Source organism: Arthrobacter sp. B2a2-09 (assembly GCF_027587375.1).
Lineage (GTDB): Bacteria > Actinomycetota > Actinomycetes > Actinomycetales > Micrococcaceae > Arthrobacter.
The window spans coordinates 131,485-154,873 of record NZ_JAMXIC010000007.1 but is presented as its reverse complement, the minus strand read 5'-3'; the positions used below and the strand labels follow the sequence as shown (position 1 = coordinate 154,873).

General features: G+C 64.5%; 28 protein-coding genes. 10 read left to right on the top strand and 18 right to left on the bottom strand.

Annotated elements, in window-relative coordinates:
• Positions 1 to 22 precede the first annotated feature (22 nt).
• Positions 23 to 766, bottom strand: a complete 744-nt coding sequence (locus NFJ07_RS10435) for a 3-hydroxybutyrate dehydrogenase (RefSeq protein ID WP_269994150.1) — start codon at positions 764 to 766, stop codon at positions 23 to 25.
• Complete coding sequence (locus tag NFJ07_RS10430) at positions 763 to 2,157, bottom strand: MFS transporter (protein WP_269994149.1); 1,395 nt, start codon at positions 2,155 to 2,157, stop codon at positions 763 to 765. Before NFJ07_RS10430 ends, NFJ07_RS10435 begins: the two co-directional genes overlap by 4 nt.
• 129 nt (positions 2,158 to 2,286) lie before the next feature.
• Here NFJ07_RS10430 and NFJ07_RS10425 point away from each other — a divergent pair, with 129 nt between their 5' ends.
• Complete coding sequence (locus NFJ07_RS10425) at positions 2,287 to 3,183, top strand: LysR family transcriptional regulator (RefSeq protein ID WP_269994147.1); 897 nt, start codon at positions 2,287 to 2,289, stop codon at positions 3,181 to 3,183.
• A 248-nt stretch (positions 3,184 to 3,431) separates the two neighbouring features.
• Here the strand turns inward: NFJ07_RS10425 and NFJ07_RS10420 are convergent, their stop codons facing one another.
• The 4 genes from NFJ07_RS10420 to NFJ07_RS10405 all read right to left on the bottom strand — a co-directional run bounded on the left by NFJ07_RS10420 (position 3,432) and on the right by NFJ07_RS10405 (position 5,995).
• Positions 3,432 to 4,322 (bottom strand): spermidine synthase, encoded by an 891-nt coding sequence (locus NFJ07_RS10420; protein ID WP_269994145.1) that lies wholly within the window; start codon positions 4,320 to 4,322, stop codon positions 3,432 to 3,434.
• Between the two features lie 90 nt (positions 4,323 to 4,412).
• The gene (locus NFJ07_RS10415; RefSeq protein WP_333482049.1) at positions 4,413 to 4,934 is read right to left on the bottom strand and encodes a GNAT family N-acetyltransferase; all 522 of its coding nucleotides are present in this window, start codon (positions 4,932 to 4,934) and stop codon (positions 4,413 to 4,415) included.
• Positions 4,931 to 5,629 carry an O-methyltransferase gene (locus NFJ07_RS10410; RefSeq protein WP_269994143.1) on the bottom strand — a complete coding sequence of 233 codons (699 nt, stop codon included), beginning with the start codon at positions 5,627 to 5,629 and terminating at the stop codon, positions 4,931 to 4,933. The genes NFJ07_RS10415 and NFJ07_RS10410 overlap by 4 nt, the downstream gene beginning before the upstream one ends.
• A 42-nt stretch (positions 5,630 to 5,671) precedes the next feature.
• Positions 5,672 to 5,995, bottom strand: coding sequence for a thiamine-binding protein (locus NFJ07_RS10405; RefSeq protein ID WP_269994142.1), 324 nt, complete (start codon positions 5,993 to 5,995; stop codon positions 5,672 to 5,674).
• Between the two features lie 70 nt (positions 5,996 to 6,065).
• On the opposite strand from NFJ07_RS10405, the gene NFJ07_RS10400 reads away from it, so the two are divergent.
• A complete protein-coding gene (locus tag NFJ07_RS10400; RefSeq protein WP_269994141.1) occupies positions 6,066 to 6,686 on the top strand; it encodes a TetR/AcrR family transcriptional regulator in 621 nt (206 codons plus the stop codon).
• A 55-nt stretch (positions 6,687 to 6,741) separates the two neighbouring features.
• Here the strand turns inward: NFJ07_RS10400 and NFJ07_RS10395 are convergent, their stop codons facing one another.
• From NFJ07_RS10395 to NFJ07_RS10385, 3 genes are read right to left on the bottom strand one after another with little or no spacing between them, the layout of a single operon-like run.
• A complete protein-coding gene (locus tag NFJ07_RS10395) occupies positions 6,742 to 7,053 on the bottom strand; it encodes an AzlD domain-containing protein (protein ID WP_269994140.1) in 312 nt (103 codons plus the stop codon).
• On the bottom strand, positions 7,050 to 7,802 hold the full coding sequence (locus tag NFJ07_RS10390) for an AzlC family ABC transporter permease (RefSeq protein WP_269994139.1): 753 nt from the start codon (positions 7,800 to 7,802) through the stop codon (positions 7,050 to 7,052). The genes NFJ07_RS10395 and NFJ07_RS10390 overlap by 4 nt, the downstream gene beginning before the upstream one ends.
• The gene (locus tag NFJ07_RS10385) at positions 7,799 to 8,293 is read right to left on the bottom strand and encodes a DoxX family protein (protein ID WP_269994137.1); all 495 of its coding nucleotides are present in this window, start codon (positions 8,291 to 8,293) and stop codon (positions 7,799 to 7,801) included. The genes NFJ07_RS10390 and NFJ07_RS10385 overlap by 4 nt, the downstream gene beginning before the upstream one ends.
• Positions 8,294 to 8,464: 171 nt before the next feature.
• On the opposite strand from NFJ07_RS10385, the gene NFJ07_RS10380 reads away from it, so the two are divergent.
• Positions 8,465 to 9,202, top strand: coding sequence for a fumarylacetoacetate hydrolase family protein (locus tag NFJ07_RS10380; RefSeq protein WP_269994135.1), 738 nt, complete (start codon positions 8,465 to 8,467; stop codon positions 9,200 to 9,202).
• A gap of 60 nt (positions 9,203 to 9,262) precedes the next feature.
• On the opposite strand, the gene NFJ07_RS10375 is transcribed toward NFJ07_RS10380, so the two are convergent.
• A complete protein-coding gene (locus NFJ07_RS10375; RefSeq protein ID WP_269994133.1) occupies positions 9,263 to 10,162 on the bottom strand; it encodes a glycerophosphodiester phosphodiesterase family protein in 900 nt (299 codons plus the stop codon).
• 50 nt (positions 10,163 to 10,212) lie between these two features.
• On the opposite strand from NFJ07_RS10375, the gene NFJ07_RS10370 reads away from it, so the two are divergent.
• Entirely contained in the window at positions 10,213 to 11,574 is a 1,362-nt protein-coding gene (locus NFJ07_RS10370; RefSeq protein ID WP_269994132.1) for a DUF445 domain-containing protein, read from the top strand.
• Between the two features lie 88 nt (positions 11,575 to 11,662).
• On the opposite strand, the gene NFJ07_RS10365 is transcribed toward NFJ07_RS10370, so the two are convergent.
• The 4 genes from NFJ07_RS10365 to NFJ07_RS10350 form a co-directional block, all read right to left on the bottom strand.
• The gene (locus NFJ07_RS10365; RefSeq protein WP_269994131.1) at positions 11,663 to 12,586 is read right to left on the bottom strand and encodes a biotin-dependent carboxyltransferase family protein; all 924 of its coding nucleotides are present in this window, start codon (positions 12,584 to 12,586) and stop codon (positions 11,663 to 11,665) included.
• Entirely contained in the window at positions 12,586 to 13,179 is a 594-nt protein-coding gene (pxpB, locus tag NFJ07_RS10360) for a 5-oxoprolinase subunit PxpB (protein ID WP_269994130.1), read from the bottom strand. The genes NFJ07_RS10365 and pxpB overlap by 1 nt, the downstream gene beginning before the upstream one ends.
• 79 nt (positions 13,180 to 13,258) lie before the next feature.
• Positions 13,259 to 14,008 (bottom strand): LamB/YcsF family protein, encoded by a 750-nt coding sequence (locus NFJ07_RS10355; RefSeq protein ID WP_269994129.1) that lies wholly within the window; start codon positions 14,006 to 14,008, stop codon positions 13,259 to 13,261.
• Positions 13,992 to 14,795 (bottom strand): hypothetical protein, encoded by an 804-nt coding sequence (locus NFJ07_RS10350; RefSeq protein WP_269994127.1) that lies wholly within the window; start codon positions 14,793 to 14,795, stop codon positions 13,992 to 13,994. The genes NFJ07_RS10355 and NFJ07_RS10350 overlap by 17 nt, the downstream gene beginning before the upstream one ends.
• A gap of 133 nt (positions 14,796 to 14,928) precedes the next feature.
• Between NFJ07_RS10350 and NFJ07_RS10345 the strand changes: the two genes are divergently transcribed.
• The 6 genes from NFJ07_RS10345 (at position 14,929) to NFJ07_RS10320 (ending at position 18,233) form a co-directional block, all read left to right on the top strand.
• Positions 14,929 to 15,075: a hypothetical protein gene (locus tag NFJ07_RS10345; protein WP_234754026.1), complete on the top strand. Its 147-nt coding sequence runs from the start codon at positions 14,929 to 14,931 to the stop codon at positions 15,073 to 15,075.
• A gap of 33 nt (positions 15,076 to 15,108) precedes the next feature.
• Entirely contained in the window at positions 15,109 to 15,822 is a 714-nt protein-coding gene (locus NFJ07_RS10340) for a DNA alkylation repair protein (protein ID WP_269994125.1), read from the top strand.
• A 28-nt stretch (positions 15,823 to 15,850) separates the two neighbouring features.
• The gene (locus tag NFJ07_RS10335) at positions 15,851 to 17,116 is read left to right on the top strand and encodes a macrolide family glycosyltransferase (protein WP_269994123.1); all 1,266 of its coding nucleotides are present in this window, start codon (positions 15,851 to 15,853) and stop codon (positions 17,114 to 17,116) included.
• Between the two features lie 121 nt (positions 17,117 to 17,237).
• Complete coding sequence (locus NFJ07_RS10330) at positions 17,238 to 17,360, top strand: hypothetical protein (RefSeq protein WP_269994121.1); 123 nt, start codon at positions 17,238 to 17,240, stop codon at positions 17,358 to 17,360.
• Positions 17,357 to 17,689, top strand: a complete 333-nt coding sequence (locus NFJ07_RS10325; RefSeq protein WP_269994120.1) for a ribbon-helix-helix protein, CopG family — start codon at positions 17,357 to 17,359, stop codon at positions 17,687 to 17,689. The genes NFJ07_RS10330 and NFJ07_RS10325 overlap by 4 nt, the downstream gene beginning before the upstream one ends.
• 133 nt (positions 17,690 to 17,822) lie before the next feature.
• On the top strand, positions 17,823 to 18,233 hold the full coding sequence (locus tag NFJ07_RS10320) for a DUF6855 family protein (protein ID WP_269994119.1): 411 nt from the start codon (positions 17,823 to 17,825) through the stop codon (positions 18,231 to 18,233).
• A 151-nt stretch (positions 18,234 to 18,384) separates the two neighbouring features.
• On the opposite strand, the gene NFJ07_RS10315 is transcribed toward NFJ07_RS10320, so the two are convergent.
• The 4 genes from NFJ07_RS10315 to NFJ07_RS10300 form a co-directional block, all read right to left on the bottom strand.
• On the bottom strand, positions 18,385 to 20,775 hold the full coding sequence (locus NFJ07_RS10315) for a glycoside hydrolase family 65 protein (protein WP_269994118.1): 2,391 nt from the start codon (positions 20,773 to 20,775) through the stop codon (positions 18,385 to 18,387).
• 40 nt (positions 20,776 to 20,815) lie between these two features.
• Positions 20,816 to 21,553 (bottom strand): HAD family hydrolase, encoded by a 738-nt coding sequence (locus NFJ07_RS10310; protein ID WP_269994117.1) that lies wholly within the window; start codon positions 21,551 to 21,553, stop codon positions 20,816 to 20,818.
• A 17-nt stretch (positions 21,554 to 21,570) separates the two neighbouring features.
• Positions 21,571 to 22,581, bottom strand: a complete 1,011-nt coding sequence (locus tag NFJ07_RS10305; protein WP_269994116.1) for a LacI family DNA-binding transcriptional regulator — start codon at positions 22,579 to 22,581, stop codon at positions 21,571 to 21,573.
• Positions 22,582 to 22,735: 154 nt separating this feature from the next.
• Positions 22,736 to 23,353, bottom strand: a complete 618-nt coding sequence (locus NFJ07_RS10300) for an alpha/beta hydrolase (protein ID WP_269994115.1) — start codon at positions 23,351 to 23,353, stop codon at positions 22,736 to 22,738.
• Between the last annotated feature and the right edge of the window lie 36 nt (positions 23,354 to 23,389).

Genomic DNA, 23,389 nt, shown 5'->3' with positions numbered 1-23,389 from the left:
GCCTACGACATCGAGGGGTGGTTCAGCGGGCGGACCAGCCCCCATCCATCGTGTAGCTGGCCCCGGTGACCATGCCGGCGTCGTCGGACGCTATCCACGCGGCCAGGGAAGCTACTTCCTCCGGCTCCACAAGGCGCTTCACCGCGGACTCCGTCAGCATGACCTTCGCCAGGACCTCGGATTCAGGGATGCCGTGCAGCAGCGCCTGGTCCGCGATCTGCTTCTCGACGAGGGGCGTACGCACGTACCCCGGATTGATGCAATTTGAGGTGACCCCGTGCTGGCCACCCTCGAGGGCCGTCACTTTGCTGAGCCCCTCGAGCCCATGCTTGGCCGAGACATACGCGCTCTTGAACGCCGACGCCCGCAGCCCGTGGACCGAGGAGATGTTGATGATCCGGCCGAATCCGTTGGCGTACATGTGCGGGAGTGCGGCCCGGATGAGCAGGAAAGGGGCTTCGAGCATGAGGGCCAGGATGCGGCGGAAATCCGCCGGTTCGAACTCCTCGATGGGAGCAACCTTCTGGACGCCGGCATTGTTGACGAGGATGTCGCAATCCAGGCTGAGTCCGGCGAGCGCCTCTGTGTCGAGCAAGTCGACGGCCCAGGCGGTGCCGCCGAGCTTGTCGGCGAGCGCCGCGGCTCCGGCGGCGTCGACGTCGGCTACCACAACTTTCGCGCCCCGCGCGGCGAGGGCCGTGGCACATGCTGCCCCGATGCCGCTCGCCCCGCCGGTGACCAGGGCCTTGCGGCCCTCCAGGGTCATGCGCGGGCACCCATGGGGAGGCCGTGGCGAACGGCGTCGGCGTCGTCAACGTCTTCCAGCGCCACCCCGCGGGTCTCCTTGAGCGTCAAGACAACGACGGCGGTGATGGCGCAAGCGATGACCAGGTAGATGGCGGTGGGCATCCAGGATCCGGTGTCCTTGAGCCACTGGGTGGCCAGCAGCGGGGCGAGCGAACCGGCGAAGATCGAGGTGACCTGCGAGCCAAGGGAGACGCCCGAGTAGCGCATGCGGGTGGGGAAGAGCTCGGTCATGATGGCCGGCTGCCCGGCGTACATGAAGGCGTGCAGGCAGAGGCCGACGGTCACGGCGGCAACGATTACCACGGGGTTCTTGGTGTCGAACATGGGGAAGGCGAAGAACGGCCAGGTGGCACCGCTTATGGCGCCGATCAGGTAAACCGGCTTGCGCCCCCAGGTATCTGCCAGCCGGCCCAGCTGCGGGATGACGATGAAGTGGACAACGTGTGCGATCAGCAGGGCGAGCAGCAAGGAGGAGGTATCGTACTTGTCCACGCTCTTGAGGTACACGATGGAGAAGCTCACCACGAGGTAGTACATGATGTTCTCGGCGAGCCTCAGTCCCATGGCCTGGAGGATGCCCTTGGGGTACTTGCGGATGACCTCGCCGACGCCGTAGCTCACGGCTTGTTCCTTCTCCACCTGGGCCTTTGCCTCAAGGAAGATCGGGGCCTCGGTCACGTGGGTGCGGATGTAGTAGCCAACGAAGACGATCACCGCGGAGAGCCAGAAGGCCACGCGCCATCCCCAGCCGAGGAAGGCTGCGCTGCTGAGGGTGGTGGACATGATGAAGAGGACCAGCGTGGCCAGGAGGTTGCCGACGGGAACCGCGGCCTGCGGCCAGCTTGACCAGAATCCACGGGACTCCTTGGGGCTGTGTTCTGCCACCAGCAGCACCGCGCCGCCCCATTCGCCGCCCAGTGCGAAGCCCTGGATGAAGCGGAGCGCCACGAGCATGGCCGGCGCCCAGTAACCGAGGTCGGCGAAGCCGGGGAGGCAGCCCATAAGGAAGGTGGAGACGCCGACAATCACGATGGTGAGCTGCAGGGTGGGTTTGCGGCCGAGCCTGTCGCCGATCTGGCCGAAGACGATGCCGCCCAGGGGCCTGGCCACGAAGCCCACCGCGTACGTCAGGAACGCCTGGATGATGCCGTCAAGGTCATTGCCCGTGGGCGGGAAGAAGTACTTGCCGAAAATCAGCGTTGCGGCGGTGGCGTAGAGGAAGAATTCGTACCATTCCACCACGGTGCCCACCATCGAGGCGGCGACGATCTTCTTGAGGCCTGCGCCTTTGCTGCCGGGGTGCCCGACGGGCTGGCCGGCGCCTGCTGCGGAGCGTTGTCCTACGCTCATGTCCATCTCCTTAGTGTCCACACTGACACGTGCTGTGATTCACAACACGAAATGCTCCAATGAGTATTGCCGCACATTACTGGGGCTTCAATGGCCAAAATGGCACCAAGTGTGTGCAGAATTGCAGATATGAATCCGAATCCCGACGACCTCCTGGTCCTCCTCGCGGTATCGCGCTCAGGTAAGTTCACGACGGCGGCCCAAGCCTTGGGACTGAACCACACCACCGTTTCCCGCAGGATCGCCGCGCTCGAGAAGGCGCTCGGCGGCCGGGTCCTCGCGCGGACGGCAGGCGGTTGGGAAGTCACGGAGCTCGGCGCCGAGGCCGTGGGCGTGGCAGAGCGGATCGAAGCGGCGGTAGGCACGCTGGGACCGGAAGACCGCGCGCCGGACCCCATTGCCGGCGTCGTACGCATGACAGCAACCGACGGTTTCAGCGCGTACATCGCGGCACCCGCCGTGGCACGCTTGCGGCGATTGCATCCCGGGCTCACGGTGGAGATCATCACCGTGACCCGCCGGGCGCTCCAGCAGCGTTCCGGCCTGGACGTCGAAGTTGTGGTGGGCGAACCCCAGGTGCACCGGGCCGAGGCCGTGCTGCTCGGCGAGTACATGCTGGGAATGTATGCCTCTCGCGAGTACTTGGCTTTTCATGGCGTACCCGGCACCGTGGAGGAGCTGACGCAGCATCAATTGGTCTATTTCGTGGACTCCATGCTGCAGGTGGACGATCTCGATGCCCCTCGCCGGCTGGTTCCGTCCATGCGCGACGGTTTGAGCTCCACCAACGTCTTCGTCCACGTGGAGGCGACGCGTGCCGGGGCGGGTATCGGCTTCCTGCCGTGCTTCATGGCGGACCGGCACCCGGACCTGGTGCGGCTGCTGCCCTCGGATTTCGCGGAGCTGCTCCCCTACTGGATGGTCCTGCGGCCCGACTCGATGCGCCGCCCCGCCGTTGCCGCCGTCGTGCACGCCCTGCAAGAGGAGACTGCCGCCCACCGCGAGCTGCTGCTGGCGCGCCGCTGACGCCCGCTCACATATCGCGGGTTTCCAAGCGATCCTCGCTCACATATCGCGCGTTTCCAAGCGACCCTCGCTCACATATCGCGGGTTTCCAAGCGACCCTCGCTCACATATCGCGCGTTTCCAAGCGACCCTCGCTCACATATCGCGCGTTTCCAAGCGACCCTCGCTCACATATCGCGCGTTTCCAGGCGATCCTCGCTCACATATCGCGGGTTTCCAAGCGACCCTCGCTCAGAAGTGAGTGAGGGTCAGGCGGCTGGCCTGGGGTCGTGCCGGATCTGGGCGCCGACGGCGAATGCCCGGACCTTGGCATCGTTCCAGATATGCGCGGGAACCGCCCCACCGAGAAGCTTCCGGGCCAGTTGGGGATCGTCGCCGAAGGGCTCGTGGCTGCCGGCCATGATCATGTTTCCGTACCGTCGGCCCTTGAGCATCGCCGGATCGGCAATGATCATGGTGTGCGCGAAGGTGTCTGCGATGGTGGCTGCATCTTCGCGTGCGTTCTTGAGATCCGGGGCATCTCCGGAATTCACCACATAGAGCCCGCCCGGCGCCAGCACCCTCTGCGCGTGATCGTTGAATTCGCGGGTTGTGAGCGCCCTCGGAGTGAAAGCGCCGGCAAAGACGTCCCGGATGATGAGGTCGCGGGTGTCCGGAGTGAGGCTCTCCGTGACTTCCCTCGCTTCGCCCACGCGGATGCGAAGCAGCGGGGCTTTGGGGAGGTCGAACCAGCCGCGCACATACTCGGCCAGCTTGCCGTCGAGCTCCACCACCACTTGGCGCGCGTCCGGGTAGGCGGCGTGGAAGTACCGTGCCAGGGAACATGCTCCGCCGCCGAGATGCAGGGCGCGCAGCTTCGGCTTGGACTCGGGTAGCCATTTGGATTCCACCAGCGCCGCAATCCAGCGCATGTACTCGAAGTCCAGGAACAACGGCTCTGCCACATCGATGTGCGAGCTCATGACCCCGTTGATCCTCAGGAGCCAGCCGTTGGAGTTGTCCGGGTCGGCAACGAGTTCACAGTCGCCGGTGTCGATGTAGTAGACGCCCTCCACGGGACCGTTCGGCTTCGTGCCCGCGGGCACTTCAATGACCCCGGCAGCTTGCCCGGCGCCCCTGCCCTTGCCACGCTTCGCCACTACAGTCGCCCTCTTCCGGTCATGCTTCAACCCTAGTTGACGCCGGTGCCTTGCGGTCAGCCCCCGAAGGCGGCACGCACCATCTTGCGGTCAGCCCCCGACGGCGGCACGCACCATCCGGATCTCCGGCAGTTCGTGCCAGTCCGGCGGCAATAGCTGGCGCGTACCGTCGGCCTGGAAACCATTCTTGCGATAGAAAGCCTGGGCACGCGGATTGTCTTCAAGCACCCAGAGGTAGGCGGCGGCGTCGCCGATAACGGCGTCGACCAATGCTTGCCCCACGCCCGAGCCGTGCACGCGACGCAAAGTGTAGATCATCTGCAATTCCAACTCGCAGGGCCGGTCCTCATCCCTGGCCTGACCGGCAGAAGCGATGCCCACTAAGGCGCCCTCGGCGTCATGGGCGAGCATCGGCCTGTACGAGCCCGCCAAGGCTTCCCGCTGCCTCTCGATCCGCGTGTTGATGGTGGCCTCACGGAAGGCGAAGAACTCTTCGGGCAAGAGGTGCCCGTAGCTTTCCCGCCAGGCAGCCAAGTGCATGCGTGTCAGGGACTCAACGTCGTCCACCGTTGCCGGGCGGAGGGTAATTCCATGCGCACAGCCTAACGTCACACCACCCGGGCTATCGCGAAGCCGTCCCATCCCTTGGATCCGACTGTTTGGATGGCCGTTGCGTCGAGGCGCGGGTCCTTGCCCATCATCTCCAGCGCCCCCACGATGCCGGGGGCGTTCACTTCGTCCATGGACGGATCCAGGATGGCACCTTCCCAGATGACGTTGTCCATCACGATCACCGTGCCCGGCTTCCCGAGCCGGATCGCCCATTCCAGGTAGTTGGAATCGTTCTCCTTGTCGGCATCGATGAAGACAAAGTCGAACGGCCCGTCCCGCGTAGGATCTTCGGCCAGCGCTGCAAGAGTCTCCAACGCCGGGCCGATCCGGATGTCTACCTTGTGGCCGATTCCAGCCATGTCCACGTTCGCCCTGGCGATCTCAGCGTGTTTCGGAAGGTATTCGCACGTGAGGAGGCGGCCGTCGTCGGGCAGGCCCTGGGCCATCCAGATCGCGCTGAAGCCGGCCAACGTACCGATTTCCAGCACGCGCCGCGCCCCGGACACCTGAACCAACATCTTGAGCAGCTTGCCGGCATTGGGCGCAACCTCGATGGGCGGCATCCCGGCGTCGAGGGCGGACTGCACCGCGTGTTTGAGTGCGGCGTTCGGGCGGACGACGGCGGTGGACAAGTATTCCTCGACGGCCACCCAGTCAGGCTGGGCCTTGTGTTCAAATCTGGAGTGTTCAAACATGGCCCCAGTCTGGCACCGGGCACCCACAGAGGGAAGGACCGGCTATTCCCCTTGAACGATCGCCTTTTCCAGCCGCTCGACCTTGCCGGTGAGTTCCCCCGTGTATCCCGGCCGGATATCCGCCTTGATCACCAGGGAAACGCGGTTTCCATACTTGCCCACGGCCTCCGTGGCGCGCTTGACGACGTCGAACACCTCATCCCACTCGCCCTCGATGGTGGTGAACATCGAGTCCGTCTGGTTGGGGAGCCCGGATTCGCGGACGATCTTCACGGCCTCGGCAACGGCGTCGTGCACCGAGCCATCAACGGATACGGCGCCAGCAGCGGGCTGGCCGGACGGGGCGACTGAGAAGGCAAGCAACATGAATCCAGTCTTTCACGGGCAAGAATGTCACAAAAGTGATTGAAGCCCCTCCGTTGCTACTGTGAGCAGCATGGACCGGCCCTTGGAACGCAAGCCACTTAGAGCTGACGCTGCGCGCAATGTAGACAAGATCATTACGGCAGCGCGCCAGTGCTTCCGTGAGCTGGGCCCGGAGGTTCCGCTGCAAACGATCGCCGCCACCGCAGGTGTTGGCCCGGCTACCTTGTTCCGCAACTTCGCTGACAAAGAACAACTCGTCTTGGCCGCCCTGTCGCGGGAACTCAGGCTTCATGTGGACCCGGTCGTGGAAGATGCCCTCGCGGGCATGGATGCCGCCGTCGGGCTCATCAACGTGATCGACGCCGTGGTGCAGGTTGCCAGCGAAGACGCCAACCTGCTGGGCGCCGTCGCCGGCCGCCGCGGTCTCCTGGTGGGCATCACGGGCGGCTTGATCGATTCCATGGCTGAACTGCTTACCCGCGGCCAGGGCCAGGGCTCGCTGCGTCGGGATATTTCCATTGAGGACATGGTGCGCCTTGTTGCCATGCTGATTGGCGCCGTGGACACCATGGAGCCGGGATCCCGCGCCTGGGAACGGCCGGTTGCCTTGCTTGAGGACGCCATCCGCACCGAGCGCCCGTCGCGCCCGTTGCCGCAGCAAACTCCCATCCCCGGGATGACTTTTCAGTAATCAGCGCACGACGGCGTTGCGGACCGCAGCGACGATTGGAACCGAGTGTGGCGGGTCAGCGCCAGCCGAGCAGTCGCAGGCAGGCGGCCGCCGCTGATCCGACGATGACCACAACAAGGAACGGGGCCCGGAGCCACAGTGCGATGGCCCCCGCTGCCAGCGCACCGAGCCGGGCGTCGAAGGCGAGGGACTGCCCCGACGCCACCGCGTTGACTACGGTCAGGGATGCCAGCAGGCCGATGGTCATGGTGCCGGCCACGCGCATCATCCGGGGACTCCGCAGTAGCTTCGCCGGCACGAAATAGCCCGAAAGCTTGGTGAGGTACGCCAGTCCGCAAGCGATGAGGATCCAGAGCCAAAGGTTCATTTGGCGTTCCTTTCGCCACTGGCAGGGTCAGCGCTTGACTGACCGTGCGGGTAGGGATCGACGTCGGGCTCCATGCCTTCGTCACTGCGTCCGTGGCTGAACCATCCGATGGTTCCAGCCACGACGGCGGCCACGAGGATGGGCACGCCCGCTGGAACGAACGGGACCGCGATGATGGTTGCCAGAGCAGCCGCCGCGGCAATCGCCCAAGGCTCACGGCCCTTGAGCCGGGGCCACAGCAGGCCCAGGAAAGCTGCCACGGCGGCGCCGTCGAGCCCCCACCGCTTGGGGTCGCCCAAGGCATCGCCCGCCAAAGCTCCGACGGCCGTGAAAATGTTCCACAGCACGAAAATGCCGAGTCCGGCGGTCCAGAATCCACGGCGCTGTTCGTCGGGGTCCCTTTGGCCCGAGGCAGTGGCCGTGGACTCGTCGATGGTGATGTGGGCTTGCGGGTACTTGAGCCAACCACTTGGGCGCAACAGCGCGTTCATCTGCATCCCGTAGATGCCGTTGCGCAGGCCCAGCAGCGCGGCCGCTGTCATGGCAGCAATGCCGGAACCGCCACCAGCCACGACGCCGATGAAGGCGAACTGCGAGCCTCCGCTGAACATGAGCAGGCTGAACGTCATGGTCTGCCAGAAACTGAACCCGGAGGCCGAGGCCAGTGCCCCGAACGAGATGCCGTAGAGGCCCGTAGCGATGCTGATGGAGAGGCCCACCTTCACCGCCGGGGATTCGAGGAGTTTCATACGCCCCGTTTCGCTCCAGCCAAGCTCCATGCCCACAGGATCAAGGGGACCTGCAAGGGCAGGCGCAGTGTGTGAATCCGCCGCGCGGACGCGGTTCCGGTGGGAGAGTATGCGCGGCGGAGCGCGTCCACGTGACCGGCCAGGAACGCCGTGAACATCAGCGTGGTGCCGCGGGCTGCGGCCTTGCGCGTGACAGGAATGAGGAGCCCGACGGCGGCAGCCGCCTCAAGCAGTCCGCTCACCGCGATCCATTCCTCCCGGGACATGACCGCCAAGGCGCCATTCCGCGGTGCGGTTGCGTTGGCCTTGCTTTGGCCGTCTTCGAGTTCAGCATCTTCGCCCGCATAGTCCTCGCGGCAGAGATAGTCCGGGACGACCGGAGCGAAGAACTTCGGCTGCTGGAAGTGCTTCCTGGCGCTCACGAGTAACAGTGCACTCATGGCCGCCGCGGAGATTGTCTGGGTTGTCCGGGCGGACCATGAAAAAGGCATGTATTCATGCAACCACAGCCCTGCTCGGGGCGGTAACCGGAGGAGTGCCTAGCGGGGCGCACGCAATTCATAGTTGTTCAGAGTGCTGTACCAAGTTCAGCATGATGTATGTTTTTCTTTAGGCCGTACCCGGCACCGTCCACCGCCACACGAAATTCAACGAGGAGTTCCATGCGCATCGCCCGACTACAGACCCCTTCCGGCCCGAAGCACGCAGTCCTGCGCAACGGAAGCTGGGACCACATCGAGGATCCCTTTGCCGAGGTCCTTTCCTTCACCGGAGAATCCAGTTCCCCGGACGACGCCCTGTTCCTCGCCCCGGTCCGGCCTTCCGTGGTACTCGGAATTGGGCACAACCTGGGCAACAACAACCACGTGCTGCCCATCCAGGCCTGGCACAAGTCAGTCCACAGCATCGCCGGGCCCGGGGCTGACATCGTGGCCGTGCGCAACGCCGGCACAGTCAACGTGGAAGGCGAGCTTGCCGCCGTCATCGGAAAACGGGCGGAGAAGCTCACAGCCGAGAACGCCTTGAGCCACGTCCTCGGCTACACCGTGGTCAACGATGTCACCAACGTGGACCAAAACCAGATCGACGAAAAGCTCTTCCAGGGCAAGTCCGGGACCAACTACACGCCGCTGGGGCCGTGGATCGAAACCGAGGTCGAAGACCCGGACAACGTCAGCACCGAGGTAGTAGTCAACGGCGAGGTCAAGGCCAAGTCCGGTTCCTTCAACCTGCCGTCCTCCATCACGGATTGCCTCGTCTACGTCACCGAATGGCTGACCCTGGAGCCTGGCGACATCATCATGACGGGAGCTCCGAACACCTTCGTGGCTGTCCAGCCCGGCGACCGGGTGGACATCACGCTGGGCGGCATTGGAACCCTCAGCAACACGGTCATCTGACTCGCAGTTGTTGTCGTTTTGAGGCCTCAGAACGACAACAACTGCCAGTCAGTTGGGACCCTAAAGCTGGGCCAGGACCTGCGCCGGCTTGTTGGTGGTGATCTCGTGGATGCCAAGGCCTTGGCACAGGGCAACATCGTTCTCTGAATCAACGGTCCACACCCGGAAGCGGCGGCCTGATTCAAGCCAGCGCTGGACGGTGCGGGCGTGCTTGCGAACGTAATCGATGCCCGGGCCGGCCAGTCCAACCTCGCAGTCGTCCAGGATCCGTTCGCCCTCCTGCTGGGCTGCCTTCATCACGTTGGCCACCGCTCCCCCGGTGATGGCGCCCAGGCCAAGTTCATCGCGGACATCTTCCACGGTGACGTCCTCCACCAGCTGGCAAATGTGCTCCGCGGGAACGGACTGGAGCAGGTGCTTGACGGAATCCGGGCTGAAACTCATGAAGGAAACCTGGATGTTGTCCAGCATGGACGTCTCTGCATTCCAGCCTTGGCTGCCCAGAAGCTCCAGCACGCGGTCTTCAAGCTTGAGCTGGTACGGGCTCGGGTGCTTGAGTTCAATGGCCAAGCCGATGGCCCTGCCGGCATCGCGCAGGATGTCCAGCAACTCCGGGAGCGTCAGGAGCTGGTTCGACTTTGCGCCGTACTGGTCCGGAATCCGGGCGCCCTTCCAGGAGGAGAAATCCAGCTGCCGCAGCTCTTCGAGGGTCTTCTCAGCCACGGGACCGGTGCCGTCTGAGGTGCGGTCCAAGTTTGCGTCGTGAAGCAGGACAACGTGTTGGTCCCGCGTCAGGTGAACGTCGCATTCGACGCCGTCGGCGCCGTCTGTGATTGCCTTCAGGTACGCTGCACGCGTGTGCTCCGCAAATGCGGCACTGGCTCCCCGGTGGGCGTAGACCATGGGCCGCGTGTTTTGCTCCGAGCTTTGGTCTGGGCGACCGGGCTTGTCATTCGTCATGGGGACACGGTAGCCCACGCCCATGACGGCGACGGGGCTACGCTGGGCACATGCAGGTGAACTCTGAACAAATCCCGGTGACGGACAGCGACAGTGACCCGACCGGGGAGGCTACCCGGCACGCAGGTGCCAGGAACAGCTCCACGGTTGCGGCCGGCGTCGGGCAACGGAACGGTGACGCCGAAAAGGCCGCTGCCCTGCGTCGGATGAAGTCGGTGGCCCTGGCGCTCCTGATTGCGATGGCTGTGGTTTTCACCGCCGCGTTCGCCCTGCAGAGGCAATATCCATGGCTGGAATATGTGCGGGCCGCTGCCGAGGGTGGCATGGTGGGAGCGCTGGCCGACTGGTTCGCCGTCACTGCGCTGTTCAAATACCCCATGGGCCTGAAAATCCCGCACACGGCCATCATTCCGCGGCGCAAGGACCAGATCGGCGCATCGCTCGGGGAATTCGTGGAGACCAACTTCCTGTCCGAGCAGGTGGTCCAGGAGAAACTCGCGAGCGTCGACATCGCCCGGAAAGCCGGCAAGTGGCTCGCTTCCCCGGGCGGCCCGGAGCGGATCGCAAAGGAAGGTTCAGCACTGATCCGCGGAGCGTTCACTGTGCTAAACGACGACGACGTCCAGGCAGTGATCGAGGGCATGGTCCGCAAGCACCTGCTCACTCCGCCATGGGGACCGCCGGTGGGAAGGATGGCCGAACGGATCTTTGCCGATGGCCACCACCACAAGCTCGTCGATCTGCTGGTTGACCGCGCGGCGGATTGGGTGGAAGCGAACCACTCCACGGTGAACCGACTCGTGTCCGACCGTTCACCCCTCTGGGTTCCGTCCTTCGTGGACGACATCGTAGGCGACAGGGTCTACAACGAAATAGCCAAGTTCGTACGGGCGGTGCAGCAGGATCCCCATCATCAAGTGCGCCAGTCGATCGATACATACCTCGGCGATCTTGCCCAGGATCTTCAGCACGATCCTGCGATGATCGCCCGGGCCGAAGGCATCAAGACCCAGATACTCGGTGATCCCGAGGTCCGCGAACTCGCTTCCCGCACGTGGGGAACCATCAAGGACGCGCTGCTCAGCGCCGTCGACGATCCCGACAGTGAACTGACGCAGCGTTTCAAGAGCGCCGTCCGGGACTTCGGTTCGCGGCTTGTCAGCGACGACGAACTGGCTGGCAAGGTCAATGCCTGGATCGGTGATGCTGCCGGGTACCTCGTCAAAACGTACCGCTCCGAGATCGCGGGGGTCATCACGGACACCGTGGCGCGCTGGGATGCCGAGGAAACCTCGCAAAAGATCGAGCTCCAGGTCGGTAAGGACCTGCAGTACATCCGCATCAACGGCACCGTGGTGGGATCGTTGGCCGGGCTCGCGATCTTCACCGTGGCGCACTTGTTGTTCGGCTGACGCGAAGGGACATGTCCAACTCGGGTTCAGGCCCGGGTTCAACGCGGCGTGCGCACGAGGGAGGGGCTTGTCCAGCGGAGAGGAACGCTCAGCCTAGGAAACGGATCCGCTGGCCGGGGCGGGCTTGGCCCAACAAGTCCAGATCCGTGCGACGCACCACGGCAATCACGGGGTAGCCACCCGTCACGGGATGATCTGCCAGGAATACCGTGGGAAGGCCCGACGGCGGCACTTGGAGTGCGCCGAGCACCATGCCTTCGCTGGGCAGTTCCTCAAGCCGGGTCTGAGTGAGCGGTCGGCCCACCAGTCGTGCGCCGATCCTGTTGGAATCCGGAGACAAGGTCCAATCCTGACTGACAAGGCGGCGCCAGGAGTCGTCGTCGAACCAGTCTGCACGGGGGCCGCGGTCCACGCGGGCCGTGATGGCGCGCCCCGGATCAGGAGCGCGGCGGATAGCTGGGAGGACATGCGCATTGTTGAGGGCCCCCATGCCCGCACCGGCCCCGGGTCCGGGAACGGAAGCTGTTCCGGAAACCAAGCCGTTGCCTGCGGAAACTCGGCCGGTGCCCAACTGCGCTCCCGATTTCAACGGCGCGGGGCCTTCACCGGAGAGCATGTCCGTGCTGCTGGAACCAAGGAGCTTGGGAGCATCGATGCCGCCCTGCACCGCCAGGTAATATCGCAGCCCGAACAGCGGAGCACCGAAATCCAGCACCGCGCCCGGAGCCACGCGGACGGCTTGGTTCAGCGGAATCTCGGCACCGTTGAGAGTCACGATGCCCTCCGCGCCTGCCACCGCAACTGTCGACGCCGTCACGAACCGCAGGCGAAGCCCGCCCAGCAGTATCTCCAGCCCTGCGGCTTCCGCAGGGTTCCCGACCAGCAGATTGGCAAGGCGGAGTGATTGCCGGTCCAGGGCGCCGGAAGGGCTCAGCCCCAACGAAGCCCAGCCCTGCCTGCCAAGGTCTTCCACCAAGGTGAGGGGGCCGGGGTTCACCACCACAATCGCCATCAGGCCTCCACGAATCGGACCAGGTCACCCGGCCGGATCAGCGCGGGCTCGGCTTTGGACGCATCCCACAGTGCCGCCGTCGTGGTTCCGATCAACTGCCAACCGCCTGGAGAGGATCGCGGGTAGACGCCGCTGAACTCGCCTGCAAGGCCAACAGAGCCAGCCGGCACGGCCGTGCGTGGAGTGTTCCGACGCGGAACGCGCAGCCGCTCATGCGTGGTGACCAGGTACACAAAGCCGGGCGCAAAGCCGGAAAATGCGGCAGTCCACGCCGAGCTCGTGTGAAGCTTGACCATTTCGGCCTCGCCCATGCCGAGGAACTGTGCCGTTTCGGCAAGGTCGGGGCCGCCGTAGGAGACCTCGATGGTCACTTCGCGGCCCGAACTGGCAACGTCGTATGCCGGCTCCGCGGATTCCAGCCAGTCGCGGACTTCGGAGGGACGGATCGCCTCGGGATCGAAGGTGACAAGGACGGTACGGGCGGCCGGTACGACGTCGATGATCCCCCGCGGCGCTGAAACGCCAGCCGACGCGCCGGCCCCGGTCAGCCCGCGGTAGTACGCGACGACGGCGGTCAGTTCGGGCAGTTCCACCAAGAATGCGCTATCGCCGCAGGGCAAAAGGATCCGGCCGCCGCTACCGCGCGAACCCCCGCCGCGCGAACCAAGAACCTCAGGCGAAGGATTCAATCTCCACACCAGCTTCCTCAAGGCCAGCGCGCACCGCCGCAGCCAGCTCAACAGCACCCGGCGTGTCGCCGTGGATGCACAATGAATCGGGCTTCACCCGCACCACCGTGCCGTCCACGGCCAGCACCTCGCCCCGTACGGCAAAGCGCACGGCCCGCTCAACTACCGCGGCGGCGTCGTGCACCACCGCACCTTCCTGCGAGCGCGGCACCAGGGTTCCGTCCGGCAAATAGCCGCGGTCCACGAAAGCCTCCCTGAACACGGGGTGCCCGGACTCTTCGGCGATCCGCAGCAACGCGGAATCAGGCAGGCCAAGGACAGGCAGCCCGGGATCGTAGGCGTGAATCGCGGCCACCACGGCTTCGGCCTGCTCCACGTCGTGGACGATCCTGTTGTAGAGGGCACCGTGGGGTTTGACGTAGTCCACGGATGCGCCCACCGCATGGGCCATGCCGTCCAGCGCACCGAGTTGGTAGAGGACGTCGCCGAAGAGCTCATCGAAGGACATGTCCATAGATCGGCGCCCGAAGCCATGCAAGTCCCGGTAGCCCACGTGGGCGCCGACCCGGACGTCGAGCTCGAAGGCTGCACGGCAGCTGTCCAGCATGGTCACCGGATCCCCGGCGTGGAAGCCGCACGCGACGTTGGCGCTGCTGACAATCCGGAACATTGAAGCGTCGTTCCCCATGGTCCAGGAGCCGAACGACTCCCCCGAATCAGCGTTGAGATCCACTATTTCCGCCTTCCAGCGCGTTCTGGTGGGCGGCTGGGAGCAGCTCGCCCGGGATGATGTCCGGCATAGGACCGAATGCTTCTCTCGCCGAGGCCGCTACGGCACGCCCCATGATGCGGTTCCCCACTCCGCCCACCACGGCCCCCACGCCGAAAGGCAGGGCGCGGCCGAGGAACGCGGCGCCTTGGTGTTTGACGAGCCGCTTGAGGAAGGCGCGTTGGATGGCATCGCGAATGATCCCGAATCCTCCGCCAGGCAGCTTCTTGGTGAGGGTCTTGCCCCAGGCCTGCGTGACGCCTTTGCCTTTGCCGAGCGATTGTCCACTCAGCGAACCCAGCAGGGCGGTGCCTTCCTCGCCGAGCATGATGGCCATGACCATGGTTCGTGCACGGTCCGGATCGGTCAGGCGGATGCCGTGGAGTTCGGCCAGGGAAGCGGCGTAAAGCGCGGTTCCTTCCAGGAAGCCGATGGTGGCAACCGCGGACAGGCCCAGCGAGGCTGCCGTGCCGATACCGGGCACGACGGCGGTTGCCCCGACGGCGGCACCCCCGCCGGTGACCGCGGCGAGGTAGTCGCGCTCCAGTTTGGCGGCCAGTTGCGCCGCCGTGGCCTGCGGGTATTTGCGCTGTAGGCGGCGCAGGTTCGCCAAGACAAGGGGTCGTTGCACTTCGACGGCCCGAAGCAGCACGTTGTGGACACCGGGCTTGGCTTTGCCGCTGGCGTCGAACATGGCGTTATGGGCGGTTTCCTGTGCAATTCTTACTGCCGGGTTGGGTCGCTTGGCCATTCTTCACCTCTGCATTCAGCCGTTGGATTCGTGCGGTAGTTCCTTGGCCTAGCCTAGGCCACACGCCCCCTTCGCGGCGTAGACTTGAGTGCGTTCACGGGAACAGTCCAACGAAGGACAGGAAGTATCCGGAATGGAAAAAGCAGCAGAGTCCAACGACGTCCGGCACCACAGTGACGCCCCTGCTGAAGGGGAAACCGAGGGCTGGGTGTCCCACGATACCGGCCTTCATAGCCAGGAACCTGCCGAAGGGCCGGATACCGACGACGCCCCCGCATAGTAGCGTTCAACCTGCGAAATCCGAGGCCAAAAAGTGGCTTCGCACGGAGTGCTCGTCTCTCCGGGGGACACCCAACCGGGGCAATTATTGGCGCGCGTCCTCGACGAACTGCGCGCTCTGGAGAAGCACGACGCCGCGAGCTTCCGCACCGTCCGCCGCAGGGTTTCCGCGGAAATCGCCACGATGGAGGCTCCCGTTGTCTTCAGTCTCGCCGAAGGACTTGTAGCAGCCGGCTTTGACTGGGAGGGCTGGGAATTCATCAATTCCCATCGGGCGGCTTTCGCTGACCTCACGCCGGCCCGGCTTGAACATCTGGGAGAAGGCATCACTACTTGGGGCCAGGCTGATGCCTTCGCCACCGTCTTGGTGGGACCAGCGTGGCGCGAAGGGCTCATCTCCGACGCCGACGTCGACCGCTGGGCGCGGAGCCCGGACCACTGGTGGCGACGCATAGCGCTTGTCTCCACCACCGTGCTCAACACGAGATCACGGTGGGGAACCGGTGATACGCAACGGACGCTCGGCGTCGTCGGCATCTTGATCCAAGATCGCGATGACACTGTAGTCAAGGCAGTCAGCTGGGCATTGCGGTCCTTGGTTCCGTGGGATCCGCGCGGAGTCCGGACCTTCCTTGAAATGCATGAGACCGAGCTTGCCGCCCGTGTGAGGCGCGAGGTGCGGACCAAACTGGAGACCGGGCTGAAGTCACGCCGGCGCAGCGTTCATAGTACCGATCTTTCCAAATGAAGCATCCGCTGTTCCTGGGAGTGGCGCCATGCATATAGCCTTCATCTGTTTGCCGGCAGCAGGCCATGTGAACCCGACTTTGCCAGTGGTTGCCGAACTGGTTCGAAGAGGCCACCGGGTCACCTATGCCACGTCGGCGAAGTACGCGAAGGCGGTCGAATCTGCCGGCGCCGCATTCTTTCCCAGCGGAGAGGATCTGGCGGCATTCCTCCCCCCGCGCGCGCGTTCCGCTGATGGCCGCCCGGCACCGGCGGAGGGGGGTCCCGCGCCGGCACCGATGACGGGGATGTTCGCCGGAATGCCGTCCGGAATGATGTCGGGACTGCTTGAGCGGATTCTCAAGGGCGCAAGGGAGGAATTCCCGGCGCTGCTCGCCCGGCTAGCCGAGGACACGCCGGACGGGGTGGCCTACGACGCCATGACGCTCTCCGGCAAGATGGCTGCCGCGAAGCTGGCCTTGCCTGATATTGCGTTGCTTCCGAGCTATGCCACCAATGAACATTTCTCGATGCGTGATCTCATGCCGGGCCCGCCGCCGCCGGGCATGGTCGAGGCCTGGAAACAGGCCAGTCAGAGGATCAATGATTTCGCCGCGGAGCATGGCGTAGGCCATCTGCAATTCATGGGAGGGCCTCCTGCATCGTTGAACATCTCCTTCATCCCGAGGGAGTTCCAGCCCTCGGGAGAGACATTCGATGCCAGGTTCCACTTCGTTGGCCCGTGCCTCGGCCTGCGGGGCAACGAGGAGGCCTGGCAGCCCCGGGCCAAGGACAAGCCGCTGTTGTTCGTCTCGCTGGGCACCACGCCGTTGAATGACAGGCCGGATTTCTTCAGGATGTGCCTGGAAGGATTTGCCGGCGCAGACTGGCAAATTGCCATGGCAATCGGGGAGCGCGTCGAGGAGTCCGAGCTGGGGGACATCCCGGAAAATGTTGAGGTACGGCCCTTCTTTCCGCAGCTGGAAGTCCTACCGCACGCCGACGCTTTCCTCTCCCACACCGGGATGAATTCGACCATGGAGGCGCTCTATTTCGGAGTACCGCTGGTGGCATTCCCGCTGCAGCCCGAACAAGGCGCCAATGCACACCGGGTGGAGGACCTGGGACTCGGGCGGCGGCTCCCCCTCGAGGGGCTCTCCCCCGAGCTAATCCGGGAAACTGTCATTCAAGTCAGCGACGACCAGGCGATCCGGGGCAAGCTCGAGGCGATGAGTGCACGGGTGCGTTCAGCGGGCGGGGCACCGGCCGCGGCGGACGCGATTGAGGGGTTCCTCGGTTCATCCATTCCTGGGTAGCTGCCGTTTGACCAAGATCGGCCGTCACCGTGCCGAGGAGCACGTCGCCCGCTGTCCGGGCCAACCAGAGGGGCTAAACTAGACGGCTATACTTTAGGGTCAAACTTTGTAAAATCGACGCATGGCGCCGATTTGGAAGGCATCGTCCGGCAAACACGGCGTCCCCCGCGCAGAGGCGATTGTCTTCCACATGATTGAACTCGGGCCCAAGTACCGAAAATACCGAGAGGAGAACCCGAAATGAGCGATCAATACTACGAAGATCTCGCCGCAAGCTTGACCGACGAATCGGTCCCCGTCACCTCCGCAGGGAAAGTCAAGACCGGGGCTGCCGCTGCGGCAGATGGCCGCGCTTTCCTGCTGGCAGAGTACGGCAGCGAAGACGCGATCCGTATGGGCAGGCCTCACGTCGGCGCCGAGAAGGGCGGGAAGTCCCCCGTTGTCCGGGGCGCAATTCCCCGTAGCGAGTTCGAGCTCCTTGAGGGCCTGCGGGCCAAGACCGGGCGGTCCCAAAGCGAACTCGTCCGCGAGGCAGTGCACCTACTGCTGGAGCGCCACAAGCTCGCCGGCTGAACCGTACTTGGCAGCCCATGGCAGACGGAGACTACTTCACTCCCCGCCTTCCAGCGCCGCCGGGCCCTGTGTAGCGTGTAGCCAACACCCGCGCGACGCCTGCAGCGACGCCCGCCAGGAAAGGACACCGTAGATGGCCGCTGGATCCAAGGAAGACCCCTGGACACTCACCACCCCGCCCGGCTCCTCCGACTACACGATGTATCGGGACGAATCAGGTGACCCGCCCGCGATCGTTTGCCAAGTGGGTTCCACCACCCTCAAATACCATCTGAGCGCCATCGAGGACCTCCATGCCTGGCTACTCCAGCAAGGCGACTGGGTGCCGCTCGGGGCGGCCGACGAGAACAAGCCTGCCGCCGAAGGCACAGTTGAGGCCTGGGGCCGCGACGATAGCAATCCGGTGGGCGGTTGGTACGGCCTGCGCAAGGGATACCGCGGCCGCTTCGGCATGTACATGCCGCCGCTCCTGGAAGCCCTTGGGCTCGCCGAACTCACCCATGAGAAGCGGAACAACAGCATGCGGGCTATCGCACCGAAGTAGGGAGCAGCTCAGGCGTGCGCCTTTTTGTGAATCCACTGCTCCCCACCGGCTCCCAGCCTTCGCAAGCTCAGGCCGGGGCCCTCGCCGGCGTGGGCCCACTGCCGTTCTGAGCGCCCAGAACGACAGTTACGGAGCAATCGATGGTGCCCGCCTAGACCCGCGTGCTTCCGATCACGGGGAGGCCCGCTGTCGGGAAGAGGCTCGGGAAGACCGACGGTGCGGGGACCGGCACTTCGTCGAGGGGCACAGTGACCGTCTCGACGCCGACGACGACCCGCTGCCCGCGCACGCTGAGCTCCAAAGGCGCGGCACCGGCGTCGGGCGCTGAACCTGGAACACCTGCATCTGCAACCAGCGCAATGCTGATGGACCCCGGGCGCAGCTCGACGGACAACAGCCGCCCACGGACTTTGAGCCGGAAGGACAGGCTGGCCCACTCGGCCGGCAACCGCGGATCGAAGTGCAGGACCTGGCCCTGGTCCCGCATGCCTGCGAACCCGCACACCAAGGAACTCCAGATACCGCCGGTGGACGCGATGTGCACCCCGTCAACAGTGTTGTTGTGCGTGTTATCCAGGTCGATGAACAAGGCCTCGGTGAAGTGCTTGAGCGCGACGTCGGAGTAGCCCACCTCGGCCGCCATGATGCCCTGCACGCAGGCGGACAAGGTGGAGTCGCCGGTGGTGATGGGATCGTAGAAATCGAACGCGCGCTGCTTTTCCTCGGCCGTGAAGTCCTGCCACTGCAGGAACATCGCCAGCACCGTGTCCGCCTGCTTGAGGACTTGGTGCCGGTAGATCACCAGCGGGTGGAAGTTGAGCAGCAGCGGGTACTTGGACCGCGGCGTGGACCAGTCCCACGGCTCCAGGGTCATGAAGTCGTTGTCCTGGCTGTAGATTTCCATGTCCGGATCGTAGGGAAGGGACATGCGCGCGGCGGCCTGTTGCCACACCATCCGCTCGGTCTCCGGGACATCAGGGTGTTCCAGTGCCGCAGCCGCCCGCAGGTTAAAGCGGGCCATGACGTTGGTGTAGAGGTTGTCGTTGACCACTGCCGTGTATTCATCCGGGCCGGTGACGCCGTGGATGTGGAACAAGCCGTCCTTGCCGAAGAAGCCCAGCGAAGCCCACATGCGCGCCGTCTCGATCAACAGATCGGCACCCACTTCAGCGCGGAAGCTCGCGTCGCCGCTGGCCCACTGGTAGCGGTTGGCAGCGAAGGAGATCGCGGCGGCGATGTGGAACTGCGCGGTTCCGGCGGCGTAGTACGCGCTGGCCTCGAGCCCGTTGATGGTGCGCCACGGGAACAGCGCACCGTCCACGCTCAGTTCCTTGGCCCGGATCCGGGCGTCGGGAAGCATGGCGTGGCGGGATTCCAGCACCTGGCGGGCGGCGGCCGGGTTGGTGTACGTCAGGTACGGCAGCAGGTACACCTCCTGGTCCCAGAAGTAGTGACCCTCATAGCCCGAGCCGCTGACGCCTTTGGCCGGGATGCCCGCGACGCCGGCACGCGCGGTGGCCTGGGCAAGCTGGAACAGGCTCCAGCGCACGGCCTGCTGCTGTTCGGGCTGGCCACCAATGGTGATATCCGCGGTGGACCAGTAATCGCGATAGTGGGCTGCACCTTCGGCCAGGAGCGCGTCGAACGGCACGAGTCCCAATTCGGCGTCGGACGCCAGGATCTCGCCCGGTTCCTCTGCGCTTGCGTCTGCGCTGTTCACGACGTAGCTGACGCTCTTCTCCAAGCGGAACGTCTCGCCCGCATTCACGGCCATGACGTAGCGAACCGTGGACTCGTCCTCCCCCACCACAGTTTCGAAGGGCTGTTCTTCTGCGGAAATCCAGTGGTCCACGGCCATGCCGATGCGCTGCCGGGATTCGGCGGTTTCCCAGGCCATGCGCAGGGATCCGTCGGAGCCCTGGAGGTGGAGCGGGAGCAACACCCGGCCGGCGTGGCGTCCGGAGCGGCGAGGGTCGTGGGCAGATTGGTCCTCGACAGGCTGGTCCTGCCGGTTAATTACGAAAGACGTGACGTCAGCAGACACCTGGCGGTCTGCGGTGAGGCTCAGCTCGATGCCAAGGGAACCCCTGGATTCGATCCCGACGGCGCGGCGCTCCACCGTGGTGACGATGGCGCCTGAACGGCACTCCCAAGTGACAGCGCATTCGTACACGCCCGTGGCGAAGTCGATGCTGCGGCGGTAATTCTGCACCGCGGACTCCGCGAGGCTCAGCTGCTCGCCGTCGATGACAACGTTGAAGTTGTTGGCGTCCGGAACATAGACGATCCTTTGTCCCGTGCGGGCGAAGCCATACGCGTTCTCGGCGTGCTTGATGTCCCACGTTTCGTGGAAACCGTTGATGAACGTGCCGGGAAGTTCGCTGTCCGCCCCGGCCCAATGGGCGCCGCGGATGCCCAGGTGGCCGTTGCCGAGGCTGAAAAGGGTTTCGAGCGTACCGGCGTCACCGGGAACGTGGATGCTCTCCACGAGCTTCCACGGTTCGCAGGGGAAGCGCAGCCGGTCGGAGCTGATGAGTGCCATGGACTGTTGGGTTCCTTCTGTTTCTGCTGAAACGGTTTGGTTAGAGGAGTTCGTCGAGGTCGTCGACCACGAATGTTGCACCGGCGTCGAGCAGGGTCTGGTGACCGGCGCCCCGGTCCACCCCGATCACGGCTCGGAAGTTCCCGGCGCTGCCGGCCTGCACGCCGGACACCGCGTCCTCGACGACGACGCAGCCCGCGGCGGGGACGTCCAGCAGCTCGGCGGCGTAACGGAAAGTGGCGGGATCCGGCTTGCCCGGAAGCCCGACGGCGGCCGCCACCTGGCCGTCCACCACCACCGGGAAGTAGCCATCCAGTCCGGCCGCCTTCAGGACGGCGGGCGCGTTGCGCGATGAGGATACGACGGCGAGCTTGAGTCCCAGCTCCAGTGCGGCGTGGATGAAGCGGACAGAGCCCGCGTAGGGCTCGACGCCGCGCGAATCCACGATCTCGTTGAAGATCCGGTTCTTGCGATTGCCCAGGCCCTGCACGCTCGTGTTGGCGGGATCGTCGTCAGTCGGTCCTTCCGGCAAAGTGATTCCACGGGAGGTGAGGAAATCCCGCACGCCATCGAAGCGCGGCTTGCCGTCTATGTGGTCGAAGTAGTCGCTCTCCTGGTAACCGTCCGGATGGCCTGCTTCAGCGAGGTAGCCGTCGAAGAGTTCCTGCCAGGCCTGCTCATGCACGACGGCGGTTGGCGTCAGCACGCCGTCGAGGTCGAAAAGGAGCGCGGTGGCGCCCGTCCAGGCGGTCTTCTGGGTGGCTCGGGTATCAGTCATGGTGTGGAGTGGTCCGTTCAGCGTTGGCGGCGCGTGGTTTTGCGTTCAATGAGCTTGGTGTCGAGGAAATGGTTGGAGGGTTCGTTGGGGGCGTCGGCGTTCTGGAGCCGGTCCACCAGCAGGTTGGCGGCGAAGGCGCCCTGGTCCGCGACCGGCTGCGCCACTGTGCTCAGGCCAAGGAACCAGCTCATGGGGTGGTCGTCGATTCCAATCACGGAAACATTCTTCGGCGCAGACAATCCATGTTCGCGCATGGCCATCAGGGCGCCAAATGCTGCCTCATCACAGTCCGCGAAAACCGCGGTGGGAAGGCTTCGGTGGGCAATGAGTTCGTTCATTGCTTTGCGGCCGCCGTCAATCGTGGAATCCGAGTTGATGACCAAGTCCGGATGCACAGTCAGGTGATGGTCTTTCAACGCGCGGCTGAATCCCTTGAGACGGTCGCTCGCCGTCAGCACCGAGTTCTCTTGGGTTTCGCGGCCGGAAAGCACCGCCAGATCCCAATGGCCCAGCCCCAAAAGGTGTGAGGTGGCCTGCCAAGCCGCGAGTTCGTCGTCGATCCCTACGTTGTCCCACGGTACGGAAGTCATCCCCACGCTCGCAACTGCAAGGCCGGATGCGGCCAGGAGGGCAACCTCGGATTCGCTCAGATCGACGTTGAGGAGCAGTACGCCGTCCACCCGTTGGGATAGCCCAAGGAGGTCGCCGAAGATCTTCCGCTTGACGCTCGACTTGCCGCGCAGGCTGATCAGGACAGTGTCGAAACCGCTGTCTCCAAACACTTCCTCGGCCGCTTCAACGGCCTGGGCGAAGAACCAGGCAGTGGCGGTGGGAGCGATGATGGCGATGGAACCGGTACTTCCGCCGGCCAGGCGGGCCGCCGCGGAGGATGCCTTGTAGCCGAGTTTGGCGGCGGCGTCGGCCACTTTGGCTTGTGCCTTTTCGGACACGTTCGGCAGGTTCCGCAGAGCGCGTGAAACGGTGCATATTGACAGGCCCGAGAGGACGGCAACGTCCTGGATTGTCACGCGGTAAGCCTTAACCATTCAACACGGCCTCAACCCTTTCATCTTCTGGATTTAGCGGCATTTCCTTGCACCGCCGAAGAAGAGTGTAAGCGCTTACAATTTTGGCAATCAAGAGTTGTTTTCCAGCACCCCCGAATGTGACGCGAGCCTCACCTCAACGGAGGACGTAAAACCGCAGAAACGCGCTGACGTCCGCCATCTCGCGGGCCTCGATCCGGTGGCCCATGCCCGGGTAGGTTCTCGCGGTGAGAGCCATATTCTTGTTGAGCCATTCCTCGGTGTGCTCAATGGCATCCCTGAAGATCACGGGATCGGCCTTATCCCTCCCCCAAAAGAAGGGCGGCGGGGAGTCGAAGGATTCACTGAGCGCCAAGAGATCGTTTTCCAGCACGAATCCGGAGAGGCCCACGGTCGCTTTGAAGCCTTCCGGACGGAGCCGCAGAAGCGTACTGGCCATGGCCATGCCTTGGGAATAGCCCAGGAGGGTCACGCTGCTGTGGTTGCGCTTGACTGAGTCAATCCAGGCGAACACCTTGTTGGTGGCGGTGATGACGTCCGCAAAGTCGTTGGCGAGGAAGTAGTCCAGCAGGAACCAGCCATAGTGGTCCCCGATCGCCATAGGGCCACGAAGCGCGGCGCAGGTGAATTCCCGGGGAAGCTGCGGAAAGAGATTCACCATTCGCTGCTCGTCCGTGCCGTATCCGTGCATCATCACAAGCAGTGGCGTCCCGGTGCGCTCATTTTCCGGCTTGGACCAGACGACTGTTTCCATGGGAAGAGCCTATGCGCCCATTCCGGCCTAAAAGTA